We start from the raw sequence: 21540 nt of genomic DNA, 5'->3' as shown, positions 1-21540 counted from the left end.
GCGATGATGGAAAGCCTGCTCATAGCCAACAGGGGCGAGATCGCCGGCCGGATCATCCGCACGGCGAAAGCCCTCGGCATCCGCACCATTGCCGTTTATTCAGAGGCCGATGCGAGCCTGCCCTTTGTAGCGGAGGCGGACGAAGCTCTTGCCATCGGCCCAGCGCCTGCTCGCGAGAGTTATCTTTCGCAGGAGCGCATTTTGGAGGCTGCCCGCAGAACAGGTGCGGCCGCAATCCATCCCGGCTACGGCTTCCTGTCGGAAAACGCCGAATTTGCCGAAGCCGTCGAGAATGCCGGCATTATCTGGGTCGGCGCCCCGCCTGCGGCCATCCGAGCCATGGGACTGAAGGATGCTGCCAAGCAACTGATGCAGGCCGCCGGCGTGCCGGTTACGCCGGGCTACATGGGAGGGGATCAGAGCGAAAAACGGCTTGCTGGCGAAGCGGATGCGATCGGCTATCCCGTACTCATCAAGGCGGTTGCCGGCGGTGGTGGCAAGGGCATGCGCCGCGTCGATCGACGCGAAGATTTTGCAGAACTCCTCGCCTCCTGCCGCCGCGAGGCAGCCTCCTCCTTCGGCGACGATCGTGTCCTGATCGAACGTTACATCACCAATCCGCGCCATATCGAGGTCCAGGTCTTCGCCGATCGCTTCGGCAATTGCGTCCACCTCTTCGAGCGCGACTGCTCCCTGCAACGCCGGCACCAGAAGGTGATCGAAGAAGCGCCGGCTCCCGGTCTCGATACCGCTACCCGTACGGCAATCTGCGAGGCCGCCGTCAAGGCGGCCAAGGCAGTAGACTATGTCGGGGCCGGCACGATCGAATTCATCGCCGACGCCTCGGAGGGACTGCGACCGGATCGCATCTGGTTCATGGAGATGAACACCCGGCTGCAGGTGGAGCATCCTGTGACTGAGGCCATTACTGGTGAAGACCTGGTACTATGGCAATTGAAGGTCGCCGCAGGTCAGCCGCTGCCGAAGCGGCAAGAAGACATCACGATGAAGGGCTGGGCCTTCGAAGCTCGCCTCTATGCCGAAAATCCCTCCTCCGGCTATCTGCCCTCGATCGGCCGGCTCGACCATTTGCGTTTGCCGCAATATGTGCGGATCGACAGCGGCGTCGAGGAAGGCAACCAGATCACCGCCTTCTACGATCCGATGATCGCCAAGATCATCGCTCATGGTCCGAACCGTGAGGCCGCCCTCTCCAAACTCGCCAAAGCCTGCGAAAATATCGAGGTCTGGCCTGTCAAATCCAATGCCGGCCTTCTCGCGCGCGTCGCCGCCGATGCAGATTTCCACGCGGCAAAGGTCGATACCGGTTTCCTCGATCGCCACGGCGAGACCCTCCTGTCAAAAGAGCCCAGCGATATGACAATCGACAAAGCAGCTACGGCGCTGACAGCAAAAGGCGCGACCGATCCGTGGTCCGCGCTTGCCGGTCTACGCATATCGGCCGCAAGCGATAGCCGCACACGCGTCCGCGTTGGCGATCGTCTCTATTGGGGTCATGTCCGGCCCGGTCTCGAAGCCAATGTCGTCACGTTCGACGAAACCATGGTCCTTTTCGATGCCGGCAATGCCTGGCCGATCGGCCTGCCTGTCGCAAGCGAAGTCGAGGCGCACCAGGGCGCCGGCGATGGTGCGATTCTCTCGCCCATGCCGGGCCTTGTCATCTCGGTCGATGTTGCGGAAGGCGACCACGTCGCCAAGGGCGATCGGCTGCTGACAGTGGAAGCGATGAAGATGGAACATACGCTGCGCGCGCCTTTCGACGGCATCGTCGGCAAATTGCCTGTCTCTGCAGGCGCCAGGGTCTCCGAGAATCAGCTGGTCGCCAGCATCATGAAGGGAGAGAAATGATGGCCGGCCGTTATTTCGACGAATGGACGGTCGGCGATCGCATTGTCCACGAGATCCGCCGCACGGTCACGGAAACCGACAACCTGCTCTTCACGACACTTTCTCATAACCCGCAGCCGCTGCATCTCGATGCCGATTATGCGGCGGGTACGGAATTCGGCCGCATCGTCGTCAATGGCACGTTCACCTTCGCGCTCACTGTCGGCATCTCGGTCGGCGATACGACACTCGGAACGCTGGTCGCCAATCTCGGCTACGACAAGGTGACGATGCCGAAACCGGTCTTCATCGGCGATACGCTGCGGGTGGAAACCGAGGTGATGGAACTGCGCCGCTCCAACTCCCGGCCCGATGCCGGGATCGTCACGTTCCGGCATGTCACGCTGAACCAGCGAAACGAGACCGTCTGCCAGTGTCTGCGCACCGCCATGCTGCAGGTGAAACCGTCATGAGGTTGCGCTCGCTGCTCTTCGTGCCCGGCGATCGGCCGGAGCGCTTCGACAAGGCACTCGCCTCGGGCGCCGATGCTGTCATCCTCGATCTGGAAGACTCCGTATCCGTGCAGAACAAGCCGAAGGCACGGGATGCCGTGCACGACTTCACCATGCGCCGCGCGGCCGATACGGCTCTTGTCATCCGGATCAATCCCCTCGCCTCGCCCGCCTTCGAGGACGATCTTGCTGCACTCAGCGATCTTAATCCCTTCGCGATCATGCTGCCGAAGGCGGAAGGTTCGGCATCCGTGCGCCAGCTCACAAGCCGCCTCTCATCCACCGTTCCCATCCTGCCGATCGCCACTGAAACGCCGGCCGCTATCTTCGAGATCGGCAGCTACCGGGATGTCGCGTCTCATCTTTGCGGACTGACCTGGGGCGCGGAAGATCTGCCTGCCGCAATCGGCGCGACAACCGCCCGCGAGGCCGATGGACGCTATACCGCGCCTTACGAGCTCGCCCGCTCCCTCGTTCTCTTTGGCGCTCACGCCGCCGCCGTTCCCGCCATCGAAACAGTCTATCCCGATTTCCGCGATCACGATGGCCTCAAAGCTTATGTGGCGCGCGCCAGACGCGACGGTTTCTCGGGCATGATGGCGATCCACCCGAGCCAGGTCGAACCGATCAATCGTGCCTTCACGCCCGATGCGGCGGAGATCGCCTGGGCCGAAAGGGTTGTGGCCGCATTCGCCGGCTCGCCCGAAATTGGCGTTGTCCAACTCGAGGGACGCATGCTCGACCTACCGCATCTCAAACTCGCGAAACGCATTCTGGAGGCGGAAAAAACATCGAGCGATGGGTGACTCTGGCTGCTTTGCTCGCTGGCTCCTCGCGTGACAGTAAAAAACGGCTGGCTGTAAGGCCGTGAATAGGTCGATTCATGAACACCAAAGACGCCCCAATAACAGGCAAATAGACAAGATGTCGTAAATAGAATATCAGATGCCGCGTTCCGGAAGCTCAACGCACAGCTGTACAAAGCTATTTCCGATGTCGAAATCGACCGATGGCATGTTGTTCTTGATCGAGACTTATGCGATTTACGAAATACTCGCAATAAGAAAATCTATTAATGGATTTGAATAGGCGCGCCCACTTTTACGAAAGCCAGCTAAATTCATATATAAACAGAATGTAGGCGACCGCAACGACTAAAACTTCGAACTCAATGTATTGAATATCCCCAAAGTCTCAGAAAATTGGCATATGAATATTTTATGACAGAAAGTTTCTACTCTATTCATGTCATGGAAACTTCATTGGTTACCGCAAATTGAACCAGTTAATAGGGCGTGCGCTCAAGAGGGGGCGCGTCCTATTTTTCGAGGGTTCTCATGCAAGCCAAGCTTCTCGGCGCCGTAGGCGCCCTTCTCGCTTCAGCTTTCGTTGCTGCTGGTCCCGCCGCTGCTGCCGAAAAGACCAAGATTGACTTCTGGTTCGGCAACTCAGGCGATATCGCTACGCGCGTTCAGGAACAGTGCGACCGCTTCAACAAGTCGCAGAACGACTTCGAAGTCGTCTGCACCAGCCAGGGCTCCTACGATGCCTCGCTGCAGAACACGATCGCCGCTTTCCGCGCCGGCAAGCAGCCGACCATCGCTCAGGTCTCTGACGCTGGAACGCTCGACATCATGCTTTCGGGCGCTTACTACCCGGCCAACAAGCTCATGACGGACATGGGCTACAATGTTGACTGGAACGACTACTTCTCCGGTATCGCCGGCTACTACGCCACTTCCAAGGGCGACATGTACTCCTTCCCCTTCAACTCCTCCACGGCTCTGCTGTACTGGAACAAGGACGCCTTTGCCAAGATCGGCAAGGACCATGCTCCGGCGACCTGGAAGGAAGCTGGCGAAGACTTCAAGGCTCTGAAGGACGCAGGTTATGCTTGCCCGCTCGGCTTCGACATCTCCAACAACGAAGTCTGGCAGTTCATCGAGCAGTTTGAAGCCGTCAACGGCGAACCGATCGCTACCAAGAAGAACGGCTTTGAAGGCCTCGACGCCGAGCTGGTGTTCAATAAGAACCCGATGCTCGTCAACTTCGTCAAGGATCTGAAGGGCTGGTATGACGCCAAGGAAGCCGTCATCAAGAACAAGGCTGTTGGCCAGACCTTCGTTGAAGCCTTCGCTGCCGGCGATTGCCAGGTCATCCTGACCTCCGTTGGCGACCATGGCAACATCGGCCGCACTGCCAAGCAGGGGATGAACTGGGGCGTCGCCATGCTCCCGACCTACGGCGATGCTACCCGTCACAGTTCCTACGTTGGCGGCGCTTCGCTCTGGGTTCTGAAGGGTCATTCGGACGCCGAATACAAGGCTGCTGCTGCCTTCTTCAACTTCATCGCAAAGCCGGAAGAAGCTCTCACCTGGTCGACCGTTACCGGCTACATCCCGGTTCGTAACTCGGGCTTCGAATACCTGAAGAAGCAGGGCTTCTACGACAAGGCTCCTTACGCCGGTCGCGAACTCGCCATTCAGAGCCTGACCGCTTCCCCGGCTGGCGACACGTCTGCCAAGGGCATTCGTCTCGGCGGTCTCCTCCAGATTCGTACCGAAATCGCGAACGGCCTACAGGCAATCTTCGTCAATAATGCCGACGTACAGGCTTCGCTCGACTCTGCTGCCGACCGCGGCAACCAGCTCCTGCGTCGCTTCCAGCAGACCTACAAGGGCGTTCAGCTGCCCTAATCGACTGGTATGAGCCGCACCCAGCCCGCTTCCGGCGCGCCGGGTGCGTCTTCGTACATCCCCTACCGGCTGCGGCAGCGATATCGCCGCCCGCACCAGAACCCAACCAGGGCGAAAACGACCACTCATGGAAAAGCGCGTCACTTTCTCCTCGACCACGATCGGCCTTCTCTTCGCATTTCCGATGCTGCTGCTGATCTTCGTCTTTTTCTACTGGCCGAGCGCGCAGGCGCTGTATTGGGCGTTCACGCTCGAACAGCCATGGGGCGGCGGCAATGCCTGGGTCGGTTTTGACAATTTCAAGCAGCTGCTTTCGGACCCGATCTATTGGGACTCCATCACCCGCAGCATGATCGTCGGCTTCGCCTCGACCGCGATCGCCATGGGGCTGGCGCTCATCCTGGCGCTTCTGACCGATCGTGAACTTCGCGGCCACAAGATTTATCGCTCGGTTTTCATCTGGCCCTATGCGATTGCCGCTCCTGCCCTCGGCCTTGCTTTCCGCTTCATCCTGGCGCCGGAAGCCGGTCTTCTATCGGTCATCAACCACGTCTGGCCCGGCCTCTGGAATCCGGCATTCGATGGCAAGGATGCGATGATCGCCGTCATCATCGCCTTTTCCTGGAAATATATCGGCTATAATTTCATCTTCTTCCTGTCGGCCCTGCAGGGCATTCCGCGCTCGCTGATCGAAGCGGCCGCGATGGACGGCTCCGGACCGATGCGCCGCATGTGGGACATCCAGCTGCCGCTGCTGACCCCGACGCTGTTCTTCCTGCTCGTCATCAACATCACCGAAAGCTTCCAGGATTCTTTCGGTATCGTTGATGTCATGACCCAGGGCGGTCCGGCGCGCGCAACCGAACTCATGGTCTACAAGATCTATTTCGACGGTTTCAAAGGCCTCGATTATTCGGGTGCGGCAGCCCAATCCATGATCCTGATGGGCCTCGTCATCCTGCTCACCATCTTCCAGTTCCGCTTCATCGAGCGGCGCGTGCACTATAAGTGAGGTTGCGGACATGATCGAACGCACGCCAATCTTCAATTTCGTCTGCTACACGCTGCTGGCTCTCGGCCTGGTGATCGCACTCCTGCCATTCGTCATCGTCATCATCGCATCGACACTCGATCTCGAGACCGTCAACCGTGTGCCGCTGCCGCTTATTCCAAGCGGCCATTTCTGGGAGAATGTGCAGATCGCCTGGGTTCGCGCCGATCTCGGCAACAAGCTGTTCCACAGCATCATCTTCGCTGCCACGGTCGGCGCCGGCAAGGTCATCCTTTCCGCGATGGCGGCTTTCTCGATCGTCTATTTCCGCTTCCGCGGCCGCTATCTGATCTTCTGGATCATCTTCATCACGCTGATGCTGCCGCTCGAAGTTCGCATCGTGCCGACCTATTCGATCGCTGCTAACGCGCTTCAGCCCTTCCAGGCGATCCTCGATGTCAGCGGGATCAGCTGGCTGATCGCACAGGTCACCGGCATCCAGGTCAAGCTCGAATGGGGTCTCTTGAACTCCTATCCCGGCCTCGTTCTGCCGATGGTGGCGACGGCGACCGGCACCTTCCTCTACCGCCAGTTCTACCTGACGGTTCCGGACGAACTCGCCGAAGCATCGAAGATGGATGGTTCAGGCGCGGTCCGCTTCTTCTGGGACGTGCTTTTGCCGCTGTCCCGCCCGAACATGATCGCGCTCTTCACCATCATGTTCGTTTGGGCCTGGAACCAGTATCTTTGGCCGCTGCTCATCACGACTGACCCAAAATTCGGCATCGCCGTTACTCAGCTCAAGACACTTATTCCCTCCGAATTCGGGCTGCCCGACTGGAACGTCGCGATGGCCGGAACATTGATCATCATGTCCCCGCCGCTGATCCTCGTCATCCTGATGCAGCGTTGGTTCGTGCGCGGCCTTATCTCCACCGAGAAGTGAAAGGAACAGACCCTTGGCACCGATCTCCATCCGTGGCGTGAAGAAAAGCTATGGCAAGAACGCCGTCGTTCACGGCGTCGATCTCGAAATTCAGTCCGGCGAGTTCATCGTCATCCTCGGCCCGTCCGGTTGCGGCAAGTCCACCCTGCTGCGCATGGTCGCTGGCCTGGAGGAAATTACCGGCGGCGAAATTGCCATCGACGGCCGCGTCGTCAACCAGCTGGAGCCGCGTGAACGTGGCTGCGCCATGGTGTTCCAGAATTACGCGCTCTATCCGCACATGAGCGTCGCCGAGAATATCGGTTATGCACTCAAGGTCGCCGGCGTGCCAAAGGCTGAGCGTGACCGCCGCATCGCCGATGTCGCGAAGGCGCTAAGCCTGGAGCCCTTCCTCGAACGTCGCCCGGCAGCCCTCTCGGGCGGCCAGCGCCAGCGCGTCGCCATGGGCCGCGCCATGATCCGCGAGCCGAAGGTCTTCCTCTTCGACGAGCCGCTTTCTAACCTCGATGCCAAACTGCGTATCGCTATGCGCGCCGAAATCCGCCGCCTGCATCGCCGCCTCGGTGCGACCTCGATCTTTGTCACCCACGACCAAAACGAGGCCATGACACTTGCCGACCGCATCATCGTCATGAACGCCGGCAATGTCGAACAGATCGGCACGCCGGAAGAGGTTTACCACTATCCCGCAAGTCGTTTCGTTGCCGGCTTCGTCGGTACGCCGGCGATGAATCTTCTGGAAGGCCGCGTCAACGAAAACGGCGTCTTCATCTATGATGAAGGCCGCACCGTCACGCTTCCGGCGGAGCGCGGCAAGCAACTCGCCGGCCAGCGCGTCGTTCTTGGCGTGCGCGCTGAAGCGGCTCGTCTCGTCGCCCCGGATGCCCCGGGTGCGCTTGTCGCTACTGCCGACTTCATCGAAGAACTCGGTGCGAGCCGCGTCGTGCATGCTGATTTTGATGGCTTGCCCTTCGCCGTCGCCATGACGGGGTCGGTCGCGCTGAAAACCGGCGATCGGATCGGCATTGCGATCGATCAGGATTCGATGCATCTCTATTCGGCAGAAACTGGCGCCGTACTCGTCGCGCCGGCACGGAGCCGCGCTACCCCTGTCAACGCCTGAGCCAGATACCGATGAAAAGCTTTCTGGATCTCGCCAACGACGACCGCAACCTTGTTGTGGCCGCCGTGGAGACGCTTGCCGTACCGTCTGCCGCCTTCTTCGATGAGGCGCGTGCCGCCGAACTGACACAAGCCGAACATGATCGCTTGACCGCGACTCTGCCCGCGCTCTCGACGATCGAAGTGGTAAGGACAGCCAACAATACCACGACAACCAACGGTCTTGTCGTCGCCGCATGGAATGCGGAACGCTTGAAGTATCATGCTCCTTCCGTGGAACTCGTTGGTCAGAGTGGCGCGGATATCCTGCTGCTGACCGAGGCCGATCTCGGCACAGCGCGTGCCGGCAACCGCCACACCGTCGCCGATCTCGCCCACGCCCTCGGCATGTCCTATGTTTTTGGCGTGGAGTTCGTGGAACTTGGCCTGGGAGATTCCCGCGAGCGCGAATGGCATAAGGGTCAGACGAATTCCGTCGGCTTCCATGGCAATGCGCTGCTCTCCCGCCTGCCAATACTGGACGCAGCACTGATTCATCTCGATGATGGCGGAACCTGGTGGACGGATGCAAAGGACGGCCAGGGCCGGATCGGTGGGCGTATGGCGATCGCGGCAAAGATCGATACCGCATTCGGGCCGATCCTCGCCGTCAGCGTGCATCTGGAAAGTAAGACCGATATTGAGGATCGAGCCCTTCAGACAAAAAGGCTGATTGCTGCTGTCGATACGCTTGCCGATGGTTTACCTGTGGTGATGGGCGGCGACTTCAACACCAACATCCTTCCTGCGGGATCGCGCGAGCCGGAAGCATATGAACCGCTCTTCAACCTTCTTGCGGACGCTGGATATGATTGGAAAACGGCCAATGACTTCGCGCTCACGCAACGGACCCGCCCGGACGGGACGCCCGAACCGCCCTTTGCCCGCCTTGACTGGCTCTTCGCTCGCGGGCTTGCAGCGCACCAGGCCGTGACTGTTGCCGCCGTCGATGTCAACGGCGCAGCAATTTCTGATCACGAACTGATCAAGGCGTGTTTCTCCGTCTCCTGATCGGCCACACTGACCCATTGCCTCACAATGGGTTGGCTTTTCGGCTCCCAACCTTTCATATAGTGTTGCATCCGCGCACTAGCGGGAATGCTTTAGATCTTGCTAACGTTTTCGACGATTGGCGGGGGCCGGTTGCAAGCGTTCGACGAGGGGGCGCTTGCTTAAAATGGGATGGCTGCGCATTGCTATCAGCGGCCATCCCATTTTTTTATTCGAACCGAGAGCCTCATATGCGGCTTGAAAGCCCTAGAAAACAGCCGACGCTAACCCGGGAATAAACGCCAAACGGAACAGTCGGCGCGCACTATCGTTATGTTCGCAAAGAATGGAGGACGGCATGTCTAACGTCTCACGAACGGGAAACGACGAGATCAACAATGCGACAAATCCGAACACCTTCGGGCGTTCGGTCGAGAGCAAGGCGCAAATGGAAGACATGGCTGCGGAGACTGCAGCGCGTCCCGCAGGAGAGCCTCTTGGCGTTTATCGACTTGAACCGATCGCAGCACCAGATGATCCTAGATGGGCGAATTCGCCGAACCATGGCGTTGTGGTGGTCGCAGCAAGAACGGCAGGCGACGCCCGGATTGTCGCGGCCGGGCGCGAACTTGACTTCATGGAGGTCGATGCAGCACCTGCCGAGGATGTGACCACGACAAATGCGAGTTCATTTCGCGACGACAAGCTTTACACGGTGGTCGAGATCGATCGGAATCGCACCGATCTCGTGCGAGGCGTTCTTGAGGGCGAGGTCTCAGTGAATACGATCCGGCCCGTACAGCCCGATTGATTAAAGCAGATGGAGAAATTTTCCGGCAGCCACTCCCCTTCCAGAAGCTCCTGATCAATCCGCTGTTTCACCCCAGAGTATCGCCGACATAAGCGCCGCGCGTTCCCACGGGCTTGAGCTATCCTGTTGTCGTATCTTTCGCGGTCGGATGTTCGAGCTCGGCATTCAGCTCGGGCCCCACAATCGTGAAAGTGAGCGAAAGCCATGTTCACACGAGAAAGCCGATCAACGCGCCAAGCGTCCATGGCCTTTCTGCCCTTGGTTCGGCATACGATGAATAGGTGGTGCAAATCCGCGATTGGATTGTTGATGGCGCGGGTCGAGCATCTGTGGAATTTCGATCAGCGCCGATTGATAGGACTTCGGGAAGGATGTCGTGAAATTGAGAGCGCGAACGCCTATATAAGTGCCGAATCTTTTTGAAAGGAAATCCGTCATGAATATCAATGGAAGCCTGCTCGTTGCGGGATCGGAAAAGCGCGGCACGCGCGGCGAGCTTTTCGGCGTCGAGGCGGCCACTGGAGCGGCGTTGCCCGTTTCTTTCGGTGGCGCCTCCGCGGAAGACGTCGAAGAGGCGACCAAGCTTGCGTGGGAAGCCTTCGCCTCCTACCGGGAAACTGACCTCGAAACGCGGGCGGCCTTTCTGGAGACCATTGCCGGTGAGATCGAAGCGATCGGCGATGATCTGATCGTCCGCGGTATGGCGGAAACCGGTCTTGCGCGTGGACGGTTGGAAGGCGAGCGCGCCCGCACGACCGGACAGCTTCGGCTGTTTGCGAAAGAAGTTCGTGAGGGTCGGTTCCAGGAGCTCCGTTTCGACGGCGCGGATCCTTCCCGCAAGCCTGTTCCGAAGCCTGACCTGCGCCTGCGCAACATTGCTCTCGGTCCTGTCGCGGTTTTCGGCGCATCGAACTTCCCGCTTGCCTTCTCCGTCGCCGGCGGCGACACGGCATCGGCGCTCGCTGCCGGATGCCCTGTCGTCGTCAAGGCGCACTCCGCCCATCCGGGGACTTCGGAACTGGTAGGCCGCGCCGTTCAGCGCGCTGTCGCCAAGGCCGGCCTGCATGTCGGCACATTCGCGCTTCTCTTCGACACCGGCTTCGAGGTCGGGCAGAAGCTCGTGGCGGACGCCAGAATTCGCGCCGTCGGTTTTACCGGATCGCGCCGCGGCGGCACCGCGCTGATGAAGATCGCTTCCGAGCGCAAGCAGCCGATCCCCGTCTATGCCGAAATGAGCAGCGTCAACCCGGTTATCCTCTTCCCCAATGCTCTGAAAAGCCGCGCCGCAGAGATCGCCACTGGTTTCGTAAGTTCGCTGGTTGTGGGCGCCGGACAATTCTGCACCAATCCGGGCCTCATTCTTGCCGTTGAGGGCGAGGGCCTCGATGCCTTCATCACCAAGACGCAGGAATTGTTGCCGGAGGTTAGCGCGCAGACCATGCTTACCGGATCGATCGCCAAGGCCTTCTGCGAAGGCGTCGGTCGTCTGGAGAAACATCCCGAAGTCCGCCTCGTCGCCAACGGCAAGCCGGGCAACGAATTTGAAGGCACTGCTGCCCTTTTCGAGACGACGGCCGCAGCATTCCTCGCACATCACGAGCTTCAGGACGAGGTCTTCGGAGCAGCCGGTCTCCTCGTACGCTGCCGGAATCTCGCCGAACTCGAGCACGTCCTTGACGGGCTGGAAGGACAGCTGACCGTTGCCCTCCACATCGCCAGCGACGACGAGCCGGAAGCAAAGCGCCTCGTACCTAAGCTGGAGATGCTTGCCGGACGCCTGCTGGTGAACGGCTTCGGAACCGGCGTCGAAGTATCGCCCGCAATGGTGCATGGCGGCCCCTACCCGGCAACCGCTGACGGCAGATCGACCTCGGTCGGGACGCTGGCGATCTACAGGTTCCTGCGTCCGGTTTCCTATCAGGACTTCACGACGAACCTGCTTCCAGCTCCGCTGCGTTGATCGTTCGGAGCTTGCCAGCTCAACGCAAGGCCTTTGCGGAGGTCATGGAGGGAATTGGCAAGCTCCAACCGGTGGCAGCGGGAGAATCCTCATTCGTAAAACCGTCATTTTTGCCCGTGACAGCGGCGCCATTCTCTGCGAGAAAGGTGGCGTTGAGAGACAGGGGCGCCGGTTCTTGAAGAACAGGCTGAGAAGCACCCTTCGAACCTGAACCGGATAATGCCGGCGGAGGGAGTCGCTCGGGTCGCAGTCATGCTCTGGCATGGTCTTTCCCGCGCCTACCCCGCCTGAAAGGGGTACTATGGAGAACAAGACGCCCGGAGCACTATTGACGGCCATGCGCGCCAGACCGCCGCTCGTCCAGTGCATCACCAACTATGTGGCTATGAACATCGCCGCCAATGTCGTGCTTGCGGCGGGCGCCTCGCCCGCCATGGTCCATGCGGCCGAAGAGGCAGGAGAATTTGCGGCGATCGCCGGCGCATTGACCGTCAATATCGGTACGCTCTCTACACAATGGATCGATGGCATGCATGCGGCGGCGACGTCCGCAAACGCGGGCGGCAAGCCCTGGGTCCTTGATCCAGTCGCCCATTACGCCACCGCCTTCCGCCGCAAGGCCGTTACTGACCTCCTGGCGCTTCGCCCAACCATCATTCGAGGCAATGCATCCGAAATCATTGCGCTTGCCGGCGGCGAAAGCCGCGGCCAGGGTGTCGATAGTCGCGATCCGGTCGAACAGGCCGAGGCTTCCGCGCGGTTGCTTGCCGAGCGGCATGGCGCAGTCGTCGCCGTCACCGGCGTGGTGGATTTCGTCACTGACGGTGCGCAGGCGCTGCGCATCGAAGGTGGTTCGCCGCTGATGCCACAGGTTACCGCCCTCGGCTGCTCGCTCACCTGCCTGACTGGCGCCTTCGCTGCCACCATTCCCGCAGATCCTTTCGCAGCAGCTGTTGCAGCGCTCGCCACTTTCGCGGTCGCGGGCGAAGAGGCCGCAAAAGATGCGGGCGGCCCTGGCTCCTTCTCCTGGCGGTTCCTCGATGCGCTTTCCGCGCTCGATGGCTCAAAACTCGATGCGAAAGTCAGGATCAACGCAGTATGAAACGCTTCGATCTTTCCCTCTATCTGGTTCTCGACCCCGATCTCTGTGCCGGCATAGGCATGGTCGAAACGACGCGACTTGCCGTTGCAGGTGGCGCGACCATGGTGCAGCTTCGCGACAAACGGGGTGGAACTGCCAGGATGGTGGAAACAGGTCTTGCCCTGAAAGAAGTTTTGAAGGGCAGTGACGCTTTGCTGATCGTCAATGACGATGTGGAGGCGGCGATCGCGATCGGCGCCGATGGATTGCACATCGGCCAGGACGATATTGGGCCTGCCGCCGCCCGCGTAATGATCGGTCCGGACATGATCCTCGGACTGTCGGTGGAGACCGAAGCTCTGGCAGCGGCCGTCGATCCCGCGGTCGTCGATTATGCCGGTATTGGGCCGGTCTTCGCGACGCCCACCAAGACCGACCACAAGCAGCCGATCGGTTTCGATGGGCTGGCGAAGCTTGTTGAAGCGGCACCCGTTCCAACGGTTGCGATCGGCGGCCTGAAGAGCGAGCATGTCTCCTTCGTCCTTGCAGCGGGCGCCGATGGGCTTGCCGTCGTCTCGGCGATCTGCGGCACGCCTGATCCGAAGGCCGCGACGCTTCGCATTGCCGAGGAAATCCGAAAGGTTCGCCGATGATCCACAACGTCTTATCCATCGCCGGCTCCGATCCATCTGGCGGGGCCGGCATCCAGGCCGATCTCAAGGCCTTCTCCGCCCGCGGCGTCTACGGCATGGCGGCGCTGACGGCACTGACGGCGCAAAACACGCAGGGGGTGACCGGCGTGCATCTCGTGCCGCCGCACTTCGTTGCCCAGCAGATCAAGTCCGTCTTCGCTGACGTGCGCGTCGATGCCGTCAAGATCGGCATGATCGCCAATGCCGGCATTGTCGAAGCGGTCGCCGAGGCGCTGGCGCCGCATCGCGGTATCCCCATCGTCGTTGATCCGGTCATGATCGCCAAGGGCGGCGCAGCGCTCCTCGACCCGCAAGCCATCGATGCACTAACACAGCACCTTTTGCCGCTTGCCACATTGCTTACTCCCAATCTGCCGGAGGCAGCCGCGCTGCTGCACGAACAGGTTGCCGAAAACCGCGAGCAGATGGGGGCGCAGGCCGAACGTTTGCGTGCGCTCGGCCCCAATATGGTGCTGGTCAAGGGCGGCCATCTCGAAAGCGATGAGAGCCCCGACGTGTTGTCCATCGCATCCGGTCTTCACTGGTTCGAAGCCAAGCGCGTACCGACGAAAAACACGCATGGCACGGGCTGCACCCTCTCAAGCGCCCTTGCAGCCGAGCTCGCCAAGGGCGCTTCGCCTCAGATGGCCGTCGCGGCAGCCAAGGCCTATCTGGCGCAAGCGGTTGCCGCCGCGGGCGAATTGACGGTCGGCTCCGGACATGGACCCGTCCATCATTTCCATGCCCTGTGGAAAGACGCGGACCGCTGAGCCGGGGCACAATTCAAGGATTACCAGGCGGCCCGGTCAAACCGGGCCGCTTTCTTTCTGGCTACCCTCAGTTGAACTGAGGCCAGCCGGCAAAAGCCTGTTGACAACGCCGCCCAGATATCCAAAGCTATGACATTAAAAGGGGATACATTCCGTAATAACGGAATATCTGGAGGAAAAACGGGTGTCCGACCTGCTTGTGAGCTTATATTCCACGAAGCTCGCCGAACTGAAAGCAAAAGCCGACTCCGTCGGTATTGCGATCCGTCCGGCCCTGCCGCCGGAACTTTATATCGTGGTGAGCTGGGTGCGGGAGCATTTCAGCGAAAACTGGGCAAGTGAAGTCACCGTCGCCTTTTCCCGCCAGCCCGTTGCCTGCCTGATCGCCGTCGAGGACGGAAAGCTGCTTGGCTTTGCCTGCTATGACACGACTGCCCGCGGCTTCTTCGGTCCGACCGGCGTCGATCCTGCCGCACGTGGTAAGGGTTTCGGCCTCGCCCTCTTTTCCGGCTGCCTGCAGACCATGAAGACGCTGGGTCATGCCTATGCCTTCATCGGCGATGCCGGCCCTGTCGATTTCTACGTCAAGACCGCCGGCGCGGTCGAAATTCCTGCCCCCGACAAGGGCATTTACGAAGGCATGCTGCGAAGCCAGCCGAAATGACCATCTGATACCGGAGTTTGAAATAGTGTCCTCGACCCCGCTCGCTCTCTTCGTCGGCCTCCCCATTCCGACGCTGTCAGACGATGAATTTGCCCTCTTCCGCGAGACCAATCCGCTCGGCCTCTTCGTCGGCCGCCGCAACCTGCGCAATCCGGAGCAGGCAAAGATCCTGATCGAGCGTTTCCGCGAGGCCGTCGGCCGCGACGACGCGCCCGTCTTCACCGACCAGGAAGGCGGCCGCGTGCAGCATCTCGATGCCGGCCCCTGGCCGATCTTCCGCAGCTTCGGCCAGTTTGCCGAGCTTGCCCACCGCGATCTCGACCTCGGAAAGAAGGCACTGCGTCTTTCCTCCCAGGCCATGGGCGCGATGATGAGCGAACTCGGCCTTTCGAGCGGCTGCTCGCCCGTTCTCGACCTCGTCTTCGAAACGACGAGCGCGGTCATCGGCGCCCGCTCATTCGGCCCTGATCCGGATTTTATCGCCGCTCTTGGCCGTGAAGTGGTCGACGGCCTCCTGGAAACCGGCAACATGCCGGTCATGAAACACATTCCAGGCCACGGCCGAGCGACACTCGATTCTCACAAGGAGCGCCCGGTCGTCGACGCTTCGCGCGAGACGCTCATCGCCACCGACTTCAAGCCCTTCGTCGCCCTAAAGGACGCGCCCTGGGCCATGGTCGCTCACGTCGTCTACTCCGCCTATGATGCGGAACTGCCGGCGTCGATCTCGCCGCTCATGCATGACGTGATCCGCAACGAGATGGGCTATGACGGCGTGCTGATCTCCGATTGCATCTTCATGGAATCGCTGCGGGGCACCCTGCCGGAACGCGTCGCCCAGGTCCTTGATGCTGGCTTCGATATCGCACTTCACAGCCACGGCGATCTCAAGGAAAGCGAGGCCGCCGCCAAGGCTGCTCGCCCACTCACCGAGGACGCGCAGAAGCGTATCGCCGCCGGCAAGGCCCGCCTCGGCAATCTCAAGATCGACTACCGTGCCGCCCATGCGAAAGTCGAAGCCATGTTTGCGAGCGCGCTGGTCTCCTGACCGCGCGGCTATTCTTCACCGCATAAGAAAAGGGGAATTTGACATGAAGAAATATATCCTGGCGGCTGCGGCCCTGACCATGTTGTCAGGCTCAGCCACAGCGCAGACCATCCTGACGGCCAATATCGAGCCGGCGACGACCTGGGTGCGCAACTTCAACCCGTTCAACCAGACCTCGTCGCGCCAGTCGACGCTTGACTTCATCTATGAGCCGCTGGTCATCTTCAACCGCTTCGACAGCAACAAGCCGGTCTATCGCCTGGCCGAAAGCTTCAAGCTCTCCGACGACCTGAAGAGCATCGATTTCAAGCTGCGTCCAAACCTGAAATGGTCCGACGGGCAGCCGCTGACGTCCGCCGACGTCAAGTTCACCTATGACTATCTGAAGAAGTTCCCGGCGCTCGACTTCGTCAGCATCTGGACGTTCATCACCGACGTTCAGGCCGTCGATGCTCAGACGGTTCGCTTCACGCTCGCCAATCCGAGTTCGCTGGCGGCCGAGCAACTCTCGCAGCTGCCGATCGTGCCCGAGCATGTCTGGAAGGACGTTGCCGACCCCGTTACCTACGCCAACGAAAATCCTGTCGGCAGCGGCCCGCTGACGGAAGTGCCGCGCTTTACCGGCCAGACCTATGACCAGTGCCGCAACCCGAATTACTGGGATGCCGAGCACCTGAAGATCGACTGCATGCGCTTTCCGCAGCTTGCCGACAACAACCAGATCCTGACGGCGACGGCCGACGGCACACTCGACTGGGGCGTCTCCTTCATTCCCGATATCGACAATGTCTATGTTTCGAAGGATCCGGACCACTATCATTACTGGTATTCGCCGAGCAGCATGGTCGCCTTCCTGTTCAACCTGGAGACCTCCAACGAGGACAACAAGAAGGCCTTCAACGACGTGAAGTTCCGCCGCGCGGTCTCCATGGCGCTTGACCGCAAGACGATGATCGACGTTGCCGGCTACGGCTACCCGACGCTGAACGAAGATCCGGGCCTGATGGGCGAGCTCTACAAGAGCTGGGCGGACCCGTCCGTCAAGGCCGACTTCGGCAAGTTCGGCGCCTATGACGCCGATGCGGCCAAGGCGCTGCTCGACGAAGCCGGTTATGTCGACAAGGACGGCGACGGCCTGCGCGACAATCCTGATGGTTCGAAGATCTCCTTCTCGATCATCGTTCCGAACGCCTGGACAGACTGGATCGACACGGTCAACATCGCCATCGAAGGCATGCAGGCCGTCGGCATCGACGCCAAGATCGAGACGCCGGAAGAAGCCGTCTGGACCTCCGACCTCATCGACGGCAAGTTCGATGCGGCGATCAACAGCCTGCCGGCCTCGGCCTCGCCCTACTACCCCTACAAGCGCGCCTTCAGCGCTTCGGACAAGGGCAAGACCCGCTTCACCGCCCAGCGCTGGTTCAGCCCGGAAGTGGAAGACCTGGTGACCCAGTTCACCCACACTGCCGATCTCGACAAGCAGAAGGACGCGATGAACAAGGCTCAGCGCATCGTTGCCGAAAACATGCCTGTCATCCCGGTCTTCAACAATCCCAACTGGTATCAGTACAATACCAAGCGCTTCACCGGCTGGTCTACGAAGGAAAACCCCTTCGTCAATCCGTCCATTTCGCGCACAAACCCGGCACGTCTTCTGAACCTGCTGGCGCTTGAGCCGGTCAAGTAAGCCACGATTACAAACGGCGGAAGCGGCGCGACAAGCGCCGCTTCCGTTTTGACGGAGTCCCCATGGCCTTTCTGCTTCGCCGCCTCGTCTTCTACCTAGCAGCCTTCATCGCGGCAGCGACGATTAACTTCTTCCTGCCCCGGTTGATGCCGGGCGATCCTGTGCGCATCATGTTTTCGAGCGCGGGCGCCGAACTGCCGCCGGAAAGCCTGCAGGCCCTGAAGCTCACCTTCGGCTTCGTTGACGGACCACTCTGGCAGCAATATCTCACTTACCTCGGCAGCATCTTCACCGGTGATCTCGGTCGCTCGATCAAGTATTTCCCGCTGCCGGTCACATCTGTGCTTGGCCATGCGCTGGTCTGGACTGTCGGCCTCATGGGCACGGCGACGATCGTCAGCTTCGCGCTCGGCACCTTCCTCGGCATCGTCGCCGCCTGGCGGCGCGGCAGCAAGTTCGACGTCATCGTCTCAATCGGCGCGATCTTCGCGACATCGGTACCAGCCGTCGTCACCTCGCTGATCGTGCTTTTCATCTTTGGTTTCACGCTCGGCTGGTTTCCGAATGGCTACGCGGCCGATCCCTCGCTCGATCCGGCCTTCAGCTTCCAGTATATCGGCAGTGTGGCCTATCACGGCATCCTGCCGATGATCACGCTCTGCACCGTGCTGGTCGGCGGCTTTACCGTGACCATGCGCAACAACATGATCAACCTGCTCGGCGAGGACTATATCGTCATGGCCCGCGCCAAGGGCCTGTCGGACCGGCATGTGATGCTTTGGTATGCGGCCCGCAACGCTCTGCTGCCAACCGTATCGAGCCTCGCAATCGCCATCGGCACCATTCTCGGCGGCTCGCTGGTGACGGAGGTTATCTATAATTATCCCGGTCTCGGCAACATCCTCTACCAGGCGATCCTCGCCCGCGATTACCCCGTCATCCAGGGCCAGCTTCTGATCATGACCGCGACCATGCTGATCGCCAATTTTATCGTCGATGTCAGCTATGTGCTGCTCGATCCGCGACTGAAGGGAGCGTGAGATGAAAAGCCTGCTCCGCAATCGCAAGGCGCTGATCGGCCTCGCCATCATCGCCTTCATCGTCATCGTGGCGATCGCAGCACCGCTGCTGACGCATTACGATCCCGCCGCCCGCACCGGTCGCCCGCACCAGCCGCCGTCGGCGGAGCATATTCTCGGCACGACCCGCATCGGCCAGGATGTCTTTGCCCGGATGATCTATGGCGCGCGCACCTCGCTTGCCGTCGGTTTCGGCGCCGGTCTCCTGATCACCGCCGTCGGTACCGCGCTCGGCATCATCTCCGGCTATCGCGGCGGCAAGACCGACGAGGTCATCAGCTTCTTTACGAACATGGTGCTCGTCGTGCCGAACCTGCCGTTGCTGCTCGTCCTCGCAGCCTTCATCGGCCAGGCGAGCCCGCTTGTCATCGCGCTCATCCTTGGCGGCACGTCCTGGGCCTGGGGTGCGCGCGTCACCCGCGCCGAAACGCTCTCTGTCAAGCAGAAGGACTATGTCAAATCGGCTGAGATGATGGGCGAGCCGCAATGGCGCATTATGACATTCGAGATCTTCCCCAACGTGATTTCCATCGTCGGCATCAACTTCATCGGCAGCGTCATCTTCGCGATCATCACCGAAGCAACGCTGGAATTCCTCGGTCTCGGCGACCCGCGCGTCGTGTCCTGGGGCACCATGCTCTATAATGCGCAAAAGGCATCCGCGCTTTCGGTCGGCGCCTGGTGGGATATCCTCACACCCTGCTTTGCGTTGGCCTTCCTCGGCATCGGCATGTCGCTGCTGAACTTCGCCGTCGACGAAATCGCCAATCCGCGCCTGCGCACCGGCAACCAGCTCGGCCGCTGGACCGCTCTCATCCGCTCCGGGGAGGGTCGCCTGTGACGCAACCCTTGCTTTCCGTAAAAAACCTCACGATCGATTACATCGGCGAGGAAAAGGACTTTCGCGCCGTCGATAATGTGAGTTTTGATGTCGCCCCGGGCGAAGTCTTCGGCCTGGCCGGCGAATCTGGTTGCGGTAAGAGCACGATCGCCTTTTCCATCAGCCGGCTGCACAAGCCACCGGCGCTGATCCGCAAGGAGAGCCAGATTCTGCTTGCCGGCCGCGATGTACTGGATCTCGATCCAAAGGCGCTTGCCGCCTTCCGCTGGCGCGAAGTCGCCATGGTCTTCCAGAGCGCCATGAATTCGCTGAACCCGGTGCTGCGCATCGAGGACCAGTTCTACGACGTGTTGCGTACCCACAAGGGCATGACAAAGGCTGAGGCGCGCGAGCGTACGGCCGAGATGCTGCGGCTCGTCGATATCGCGCCGGATCGCATGCGCAACTATCCGCACCAGTTTTCCGGTGGCATGCGCCAGCGCATCGTCATCGCCATCTGCATGGCGCTCGATCCGAAGCTCGTCGTCATGGACGAGCCGACGACAGCGCTCGACGTGGTCGTGCAGCGCGAAATCCTGCAGCGCATCAATGAACTCAGGAAGCAATTCGGCTTCTCGGTGCTCTTCATCACCCATGACCTCGGGCTGATGGTGCAGTTCTGCGACCGCATCGGCATCATGCTCCAGGGCAAGCTCGTCGAGCAGAATGGTGCCGAGGCAATCTACAAGACGCCGCAGCATGACTATACCAAGAAACTCTGGGCCTCCTTCCCCTCGCTTCGCGGAGGTGTACTGCTATGAGCGATGCCATCCTCGCCCTCGATCGGGTGACTAAGACCTTCGGTCACGGTGCTTCCGCGGTTCACGCCGCCCGCGCCATTTCCTTCTCCCTCCGTGCCGGCCGCGCTTTGGCGCTCGTCGGCGAATCCGGCAGCGGCAAGACGACCTGCGCGCGCATGGCGATGCGCGAATATCAGCCAACGGCTGGTCAGATCCTCTACAAAGGCCGGCCCGTCGAAAGCTCAAGGTCGGACGAGATCGCCCGTTACCGGCGTTCCGTGCAGATGATCTTCCAGGATCCCTTCGCCTCGCTGAACCCGGCCCACACGATCGCCCACCACCTCCAGCGACCGCTGAGGCTGCATCGACCTGACATACGTGGCAAACAGGTTGATGCGACCGCGCGCGAACTGCTTGAGCGCGTGAAGCTTGATCCCGATATTGTCGCGCCGAAATATCCGCACGAACTCTCCGGCGGCCAGCGCCAGCGCGTCAATATCGCCCGCGCCCTCGCCGCCCAGCCGGAAGTGATCGTCGCCGACGAGCCCACCTCGATGCTCGACGTTTCCGTCCGCCTGGGCGTTCTCAATCTCCTGAACGACATGAAGAAGGAGATGAATCTCGGCCTGCTCTACATCACGCATGATATCGCCACCGCTCGTTATGTGGCAGAGGATATCGCCGTCATGTATTCCGGCCAGATCGTCGAATGGGGGAGCACCGCCAAGGTGATCGACAATCCCTCGCATCCCTATACCCGGCTGCTGCTGTCGGCGGTCCCAGACCCGGATGTGCGCTTCGACGATCCGAGAACACGTCTGCAGCCGCAGGAGGTCGAGGATATTCGCCGCCGCTCCGCCGTGCCGCAGGATCAGGTGGTGGAGCATGAAGCCGACCATTTCATCCGAGTTGTCTGAGCAAGGCTTGCTGGCTTCGATCGTCGCCCTATGCTAGGTGACGGTTCCTTTCAGTGAGACAAAA

Annotated in this window: 21 protein-coding genes, 1 pseudogene and 1 riboswitch; of the genes and pseudogenes, 20 read left to right on the top strand and 2 right to left on the bottom strand. The window is 60.6% G+C overall.

Annotation, left to right across the window (positions count from 1 at the left end; genetic code table 11):
- Window positions 1-3: 3 nt before the first annotated feature.
- The 9 genes from FHX08_RS18590 (at window position 4) to FHX08_RS18550 (ending at window position 9955) form a co-directional block, all read left to right on the top strand.
- Complete coding sequence (locus tag FHX08_RS18590; protein WP_132654894.1) at window positions 4-1869, top strand: biotin carboxylase N-terminal domain-containing protein; 1866 nt, start codon at window positions 4-6, stop codon at window positions 1867-1869.
- Entirely contained in the window at window positions 1869-2321 is a 453-nt protein-coding gene (locus FHX08_RS18585; RefSeq protein WP_132655435.1) for a MaoC family dehydratase, read from the top strand. Before FHX08_RS18590 ends, FHX08_RS18585 begins: the two co-directional genes overlap by 1 nt.
- Entirely contained in the window at window positions 2318-3166 is an 849-nt protein-coding gene (locus FHX08_RS18580; protein ID WP_132654892.1) for an HpcH/HpaI aldolase/citrate lyase family protein, read from the top strand. The genes FHX08_RS18585 and FHX08_RS18580 overlap by 4 nt, the downstream gene beginning before the upstream one ends.
- A 531-nt stretch (window positions 3167-3697) precedes the next feature.
- On the top strand, window positions 3698-5056 hold the full coding sequence (locus FHX08_RS18575) for an extracellular solute-binding protein (protein WP_132654890.1): 1359 nt from the start codon (window positions 3698-3700) through the stop codon (window positions 5054-5056).
- A gap of 127 nt (window positions 5057-5183) precedes the next feature.
- Window positions 5184-6068 carry a carbohydrate ABC transporter permease gene (locus FHX08_RS18570; protein ID WP_184327543.1) on the top strand — a complete coding sequence of 295 codons (885 nt, stop codon included), beginning with the start codon at window positions 5184-5186 and terminating at the stop codon, window positions 6066-6068.
- A 10-nt stretch (window positions 6069-6078) separates the two neighbouring features.
- Window positions 6079-6993: an ABC transporter permease subunit gene (locus FHX08_RS18565; protein WP_184327541.1), complete on the top strand. Its 915-nt coding sequence runs from the start codon at window positions 6079-6081 to the stop codon at window positions 6991-6993.
- 13 nt (window positions 6994-7006) lie between these two features.
- Window positions 7007-8116 (top strand): sn-glycerol-3-phosphate ABC transporter ATP-binding protein UgpC, encoded by a 1110-nt coding sequence (ugpC, locus tag FHX08_RS18560; RefSeq protein WP_184327539.1) that lies wholly within the window; start codon window positions 7007-7009, stop codon window positions 8114-8116.
- An 11-nt stretch (window positions 8117-8127) separates the two neighbouring features.
- Window positions 8128-9165: an endonuclease/exonuclease/phosphatase family protein gene (locus FHX08_RS18555; protein ID WP_184327537.1), complete on the top strand. Its 1038-nt coding sequence runs from the start codon at window positions 8128-8130 to the stop codon at window positions 9163-9165.
- 337 nt (window positions 9166-9502) lie between these two features.
- Entirely contained in the window at window positions 9503-9955 is a 453-nt protein-coding gene (locus tag FHX08_RS18550) for a hypothetical protein (protein WP_184327535.1), read from the top strand.
- Window positions 9956-10076: 121 nt separating this feature from the next.
- On the opposite strand, the pseudogene FHX08_RS31505 reads toward FHX08_RS18550, so the two are convergent.
- A pseudogene (locus tag FHX08_RS31505) lies at window positions 10077-10196 on the bottom strand (ribonuclease); the annotation flags it as partial.
- Entirely contained in the window at window positions 10181-10393 is a 213-nt protein-coding gene (locus FHX08_RS18545) for a hypothetical protein (RefSeq protein WP_184327533.1), read from the bottom strand. The gene FHX08_RS18545 and the pseudogene FHX08_RS31505, both read right to left, overlap by 16 nt.
- Here FHX08_RS18545 and FHX08_RS18540 point away from each other — a divergent pair.
- The 11 genes from FHX08_RS18540 (at window position 10392) to FHX08_RS18490 (ending at window position 21476) form a co-directional block, all read left to right on the top strand.
- Window positions 10392-11915, top strand: coding sequence for an aldehyde dehydrogenase (NADP(+)) (locus FHX08_RS18540; RefSeq protein WP_184327531.1), 1524 nt, complete (start codon window positions 10392-10394; stop codon window positions 11913-11915). The two genes, FHX08_RS18545 and FHX08_RS18540, sit on opposite strands and share 2 nt — an antisense overlap.
- 151 nt (window positions 11916-12066) lie before the next feature.
- A riboswitch (TPP riboswitch) is annotated at window positions 12067-12166 on the top strand.
- 50 nt (window positions 12167-12216) lie between these two features.
- Window positions 12217-13017 carry a hydroxyethylthiazole kinase gene (thiM, locus tag FHX08_RS18535; RefSeq protein ID WP_132654874.1) on the top strand — a complete coding sequence of 267 codons (801 nt, stop codon included), beginning with the start codon at window positions 12217-12219 and terminating at the stop codon, window positions 13015-13017.
- Entirely contained in the window at window positions 13014-13649 is a 636-nt protein-coding gene (gene thiE, locus FHX08_RS18530; protein ID WP_132654872.1) for a thiamine phosphate synthase, read from the top strand. Before thiM ends, thiE begins: the two co-directional genes overlap by 4 nt.
- Window positions 13646-14458: a bifunctional hydroxymethylpyrimidine kinase/phosphomethylpyrimidine kinase gene (gene thiD, locus FHX08_RS18525; protein WP_184327529.1), complete on the top strand. Its 813-nt coding sequence runs from the start codon at window positions 13646-13648 to the stop codon at window positions 14456-14458. Before thiE ends, thiD begins: the two co-directional genes overlap by 4 nt.
- 184 nt (window positions 14459-14642) lie before the next feature.
- Entirely contained in the window at window positions 14643-15122 is a 480-nt protein-coding gene (locus FHX08_RS18520) for a GNAT family N-acetyltransferase (RefSeq protein WP_132654868.1), read from the top strand.
- A 25-nt stretch (window positions 15123-15147) separates the two neighbouring features.
- Window positions 15148-16170, top strand: a complete 1023-nt coding sequence (locus tag FHX08_RS18515; RefSeq protein WP_184327527.1) for a glycoside hydrolase family 3 protein — start codon at window positions 15148-15150, stop codon at window positions 16168-16170.
- Between the two features lie 43 nt (window positions 16171-16213).
- On the top strand, window positions 16214-17860 hold the full coding sequence (locus FHX08_RS18510; protein WP_132654864.1) for an ABC transporter substrate-binding protein: 1647 nt from the start codon (window positions 16214-16216) through the stop codon (window positions 17858-17860).
- A 62-nt stretch (window positions 17861-17922) separates the two neighbouring features.
- Window positions 17923-18900 carry an ABC transporter permease gene (locus FHX08_RS18505; RefSeq protein WP_184327526.1) on the top strand — a complete coding sequence of 326 codons (978 nt, stop codon included), beginning with the start codon at window positions 17923-17925 and terminating at the stop codon, window positions 18898-18900.
- 1 nt (window position 18901) lies between these two features.
- Window positions 18902-19780: an ABC transporter permease gene (locus FHX08_RS18500; protein WP_132654860.1), complete on the top strand. Its 879-nt coding sequence runs from the start codon at window positions 18902-18904 to the stop codon at window positions 19778-19780.
- A complete protein-coding gene (locus tag FHX08_RS18495; RefSeq protein ID WP_132654858.1) occupies window positions 19777-20580 on the top strand; it encodes an ABC transporter ATP-binding protein in 804 nt (267 codons plus the stop codon). Before FHX08_RS18500 ends, FHX08_RS18495 begins: the two co-directional genes overlap by 4 nt.
- Window positions 20577-21476, top strand: coding sequence for an ABC transporter ATP-binding protein (locus FHX08_RS18490; RefSeq protein WP_132654856.1), 900 nt, complete (start codon window positions 20577-20579; stop codon window positions 21474-21476). The genes FHX08_RS18495 and FHX08_RS18490 overlap by 4 nt, the downstream gene beginning before the upstream one ends.
- Window positions 21477-21540 lie beyond the last annotated feature (64 nt).

Origin of the sequence: Rhizobium sp. BK529 (assembly GCF_014194105.1) — a bacterium.
Taxonomy (GTDB): Bacteria; Pseudomonadota; Alphaproteobacteria; order Rhizobiales; family Rhizobiaceae; genus Rhizobium.
Note: the sequence above shows the minus strand (reverse complement) of the source record. Positions and strands in the feature narration are given on the sequence as shown.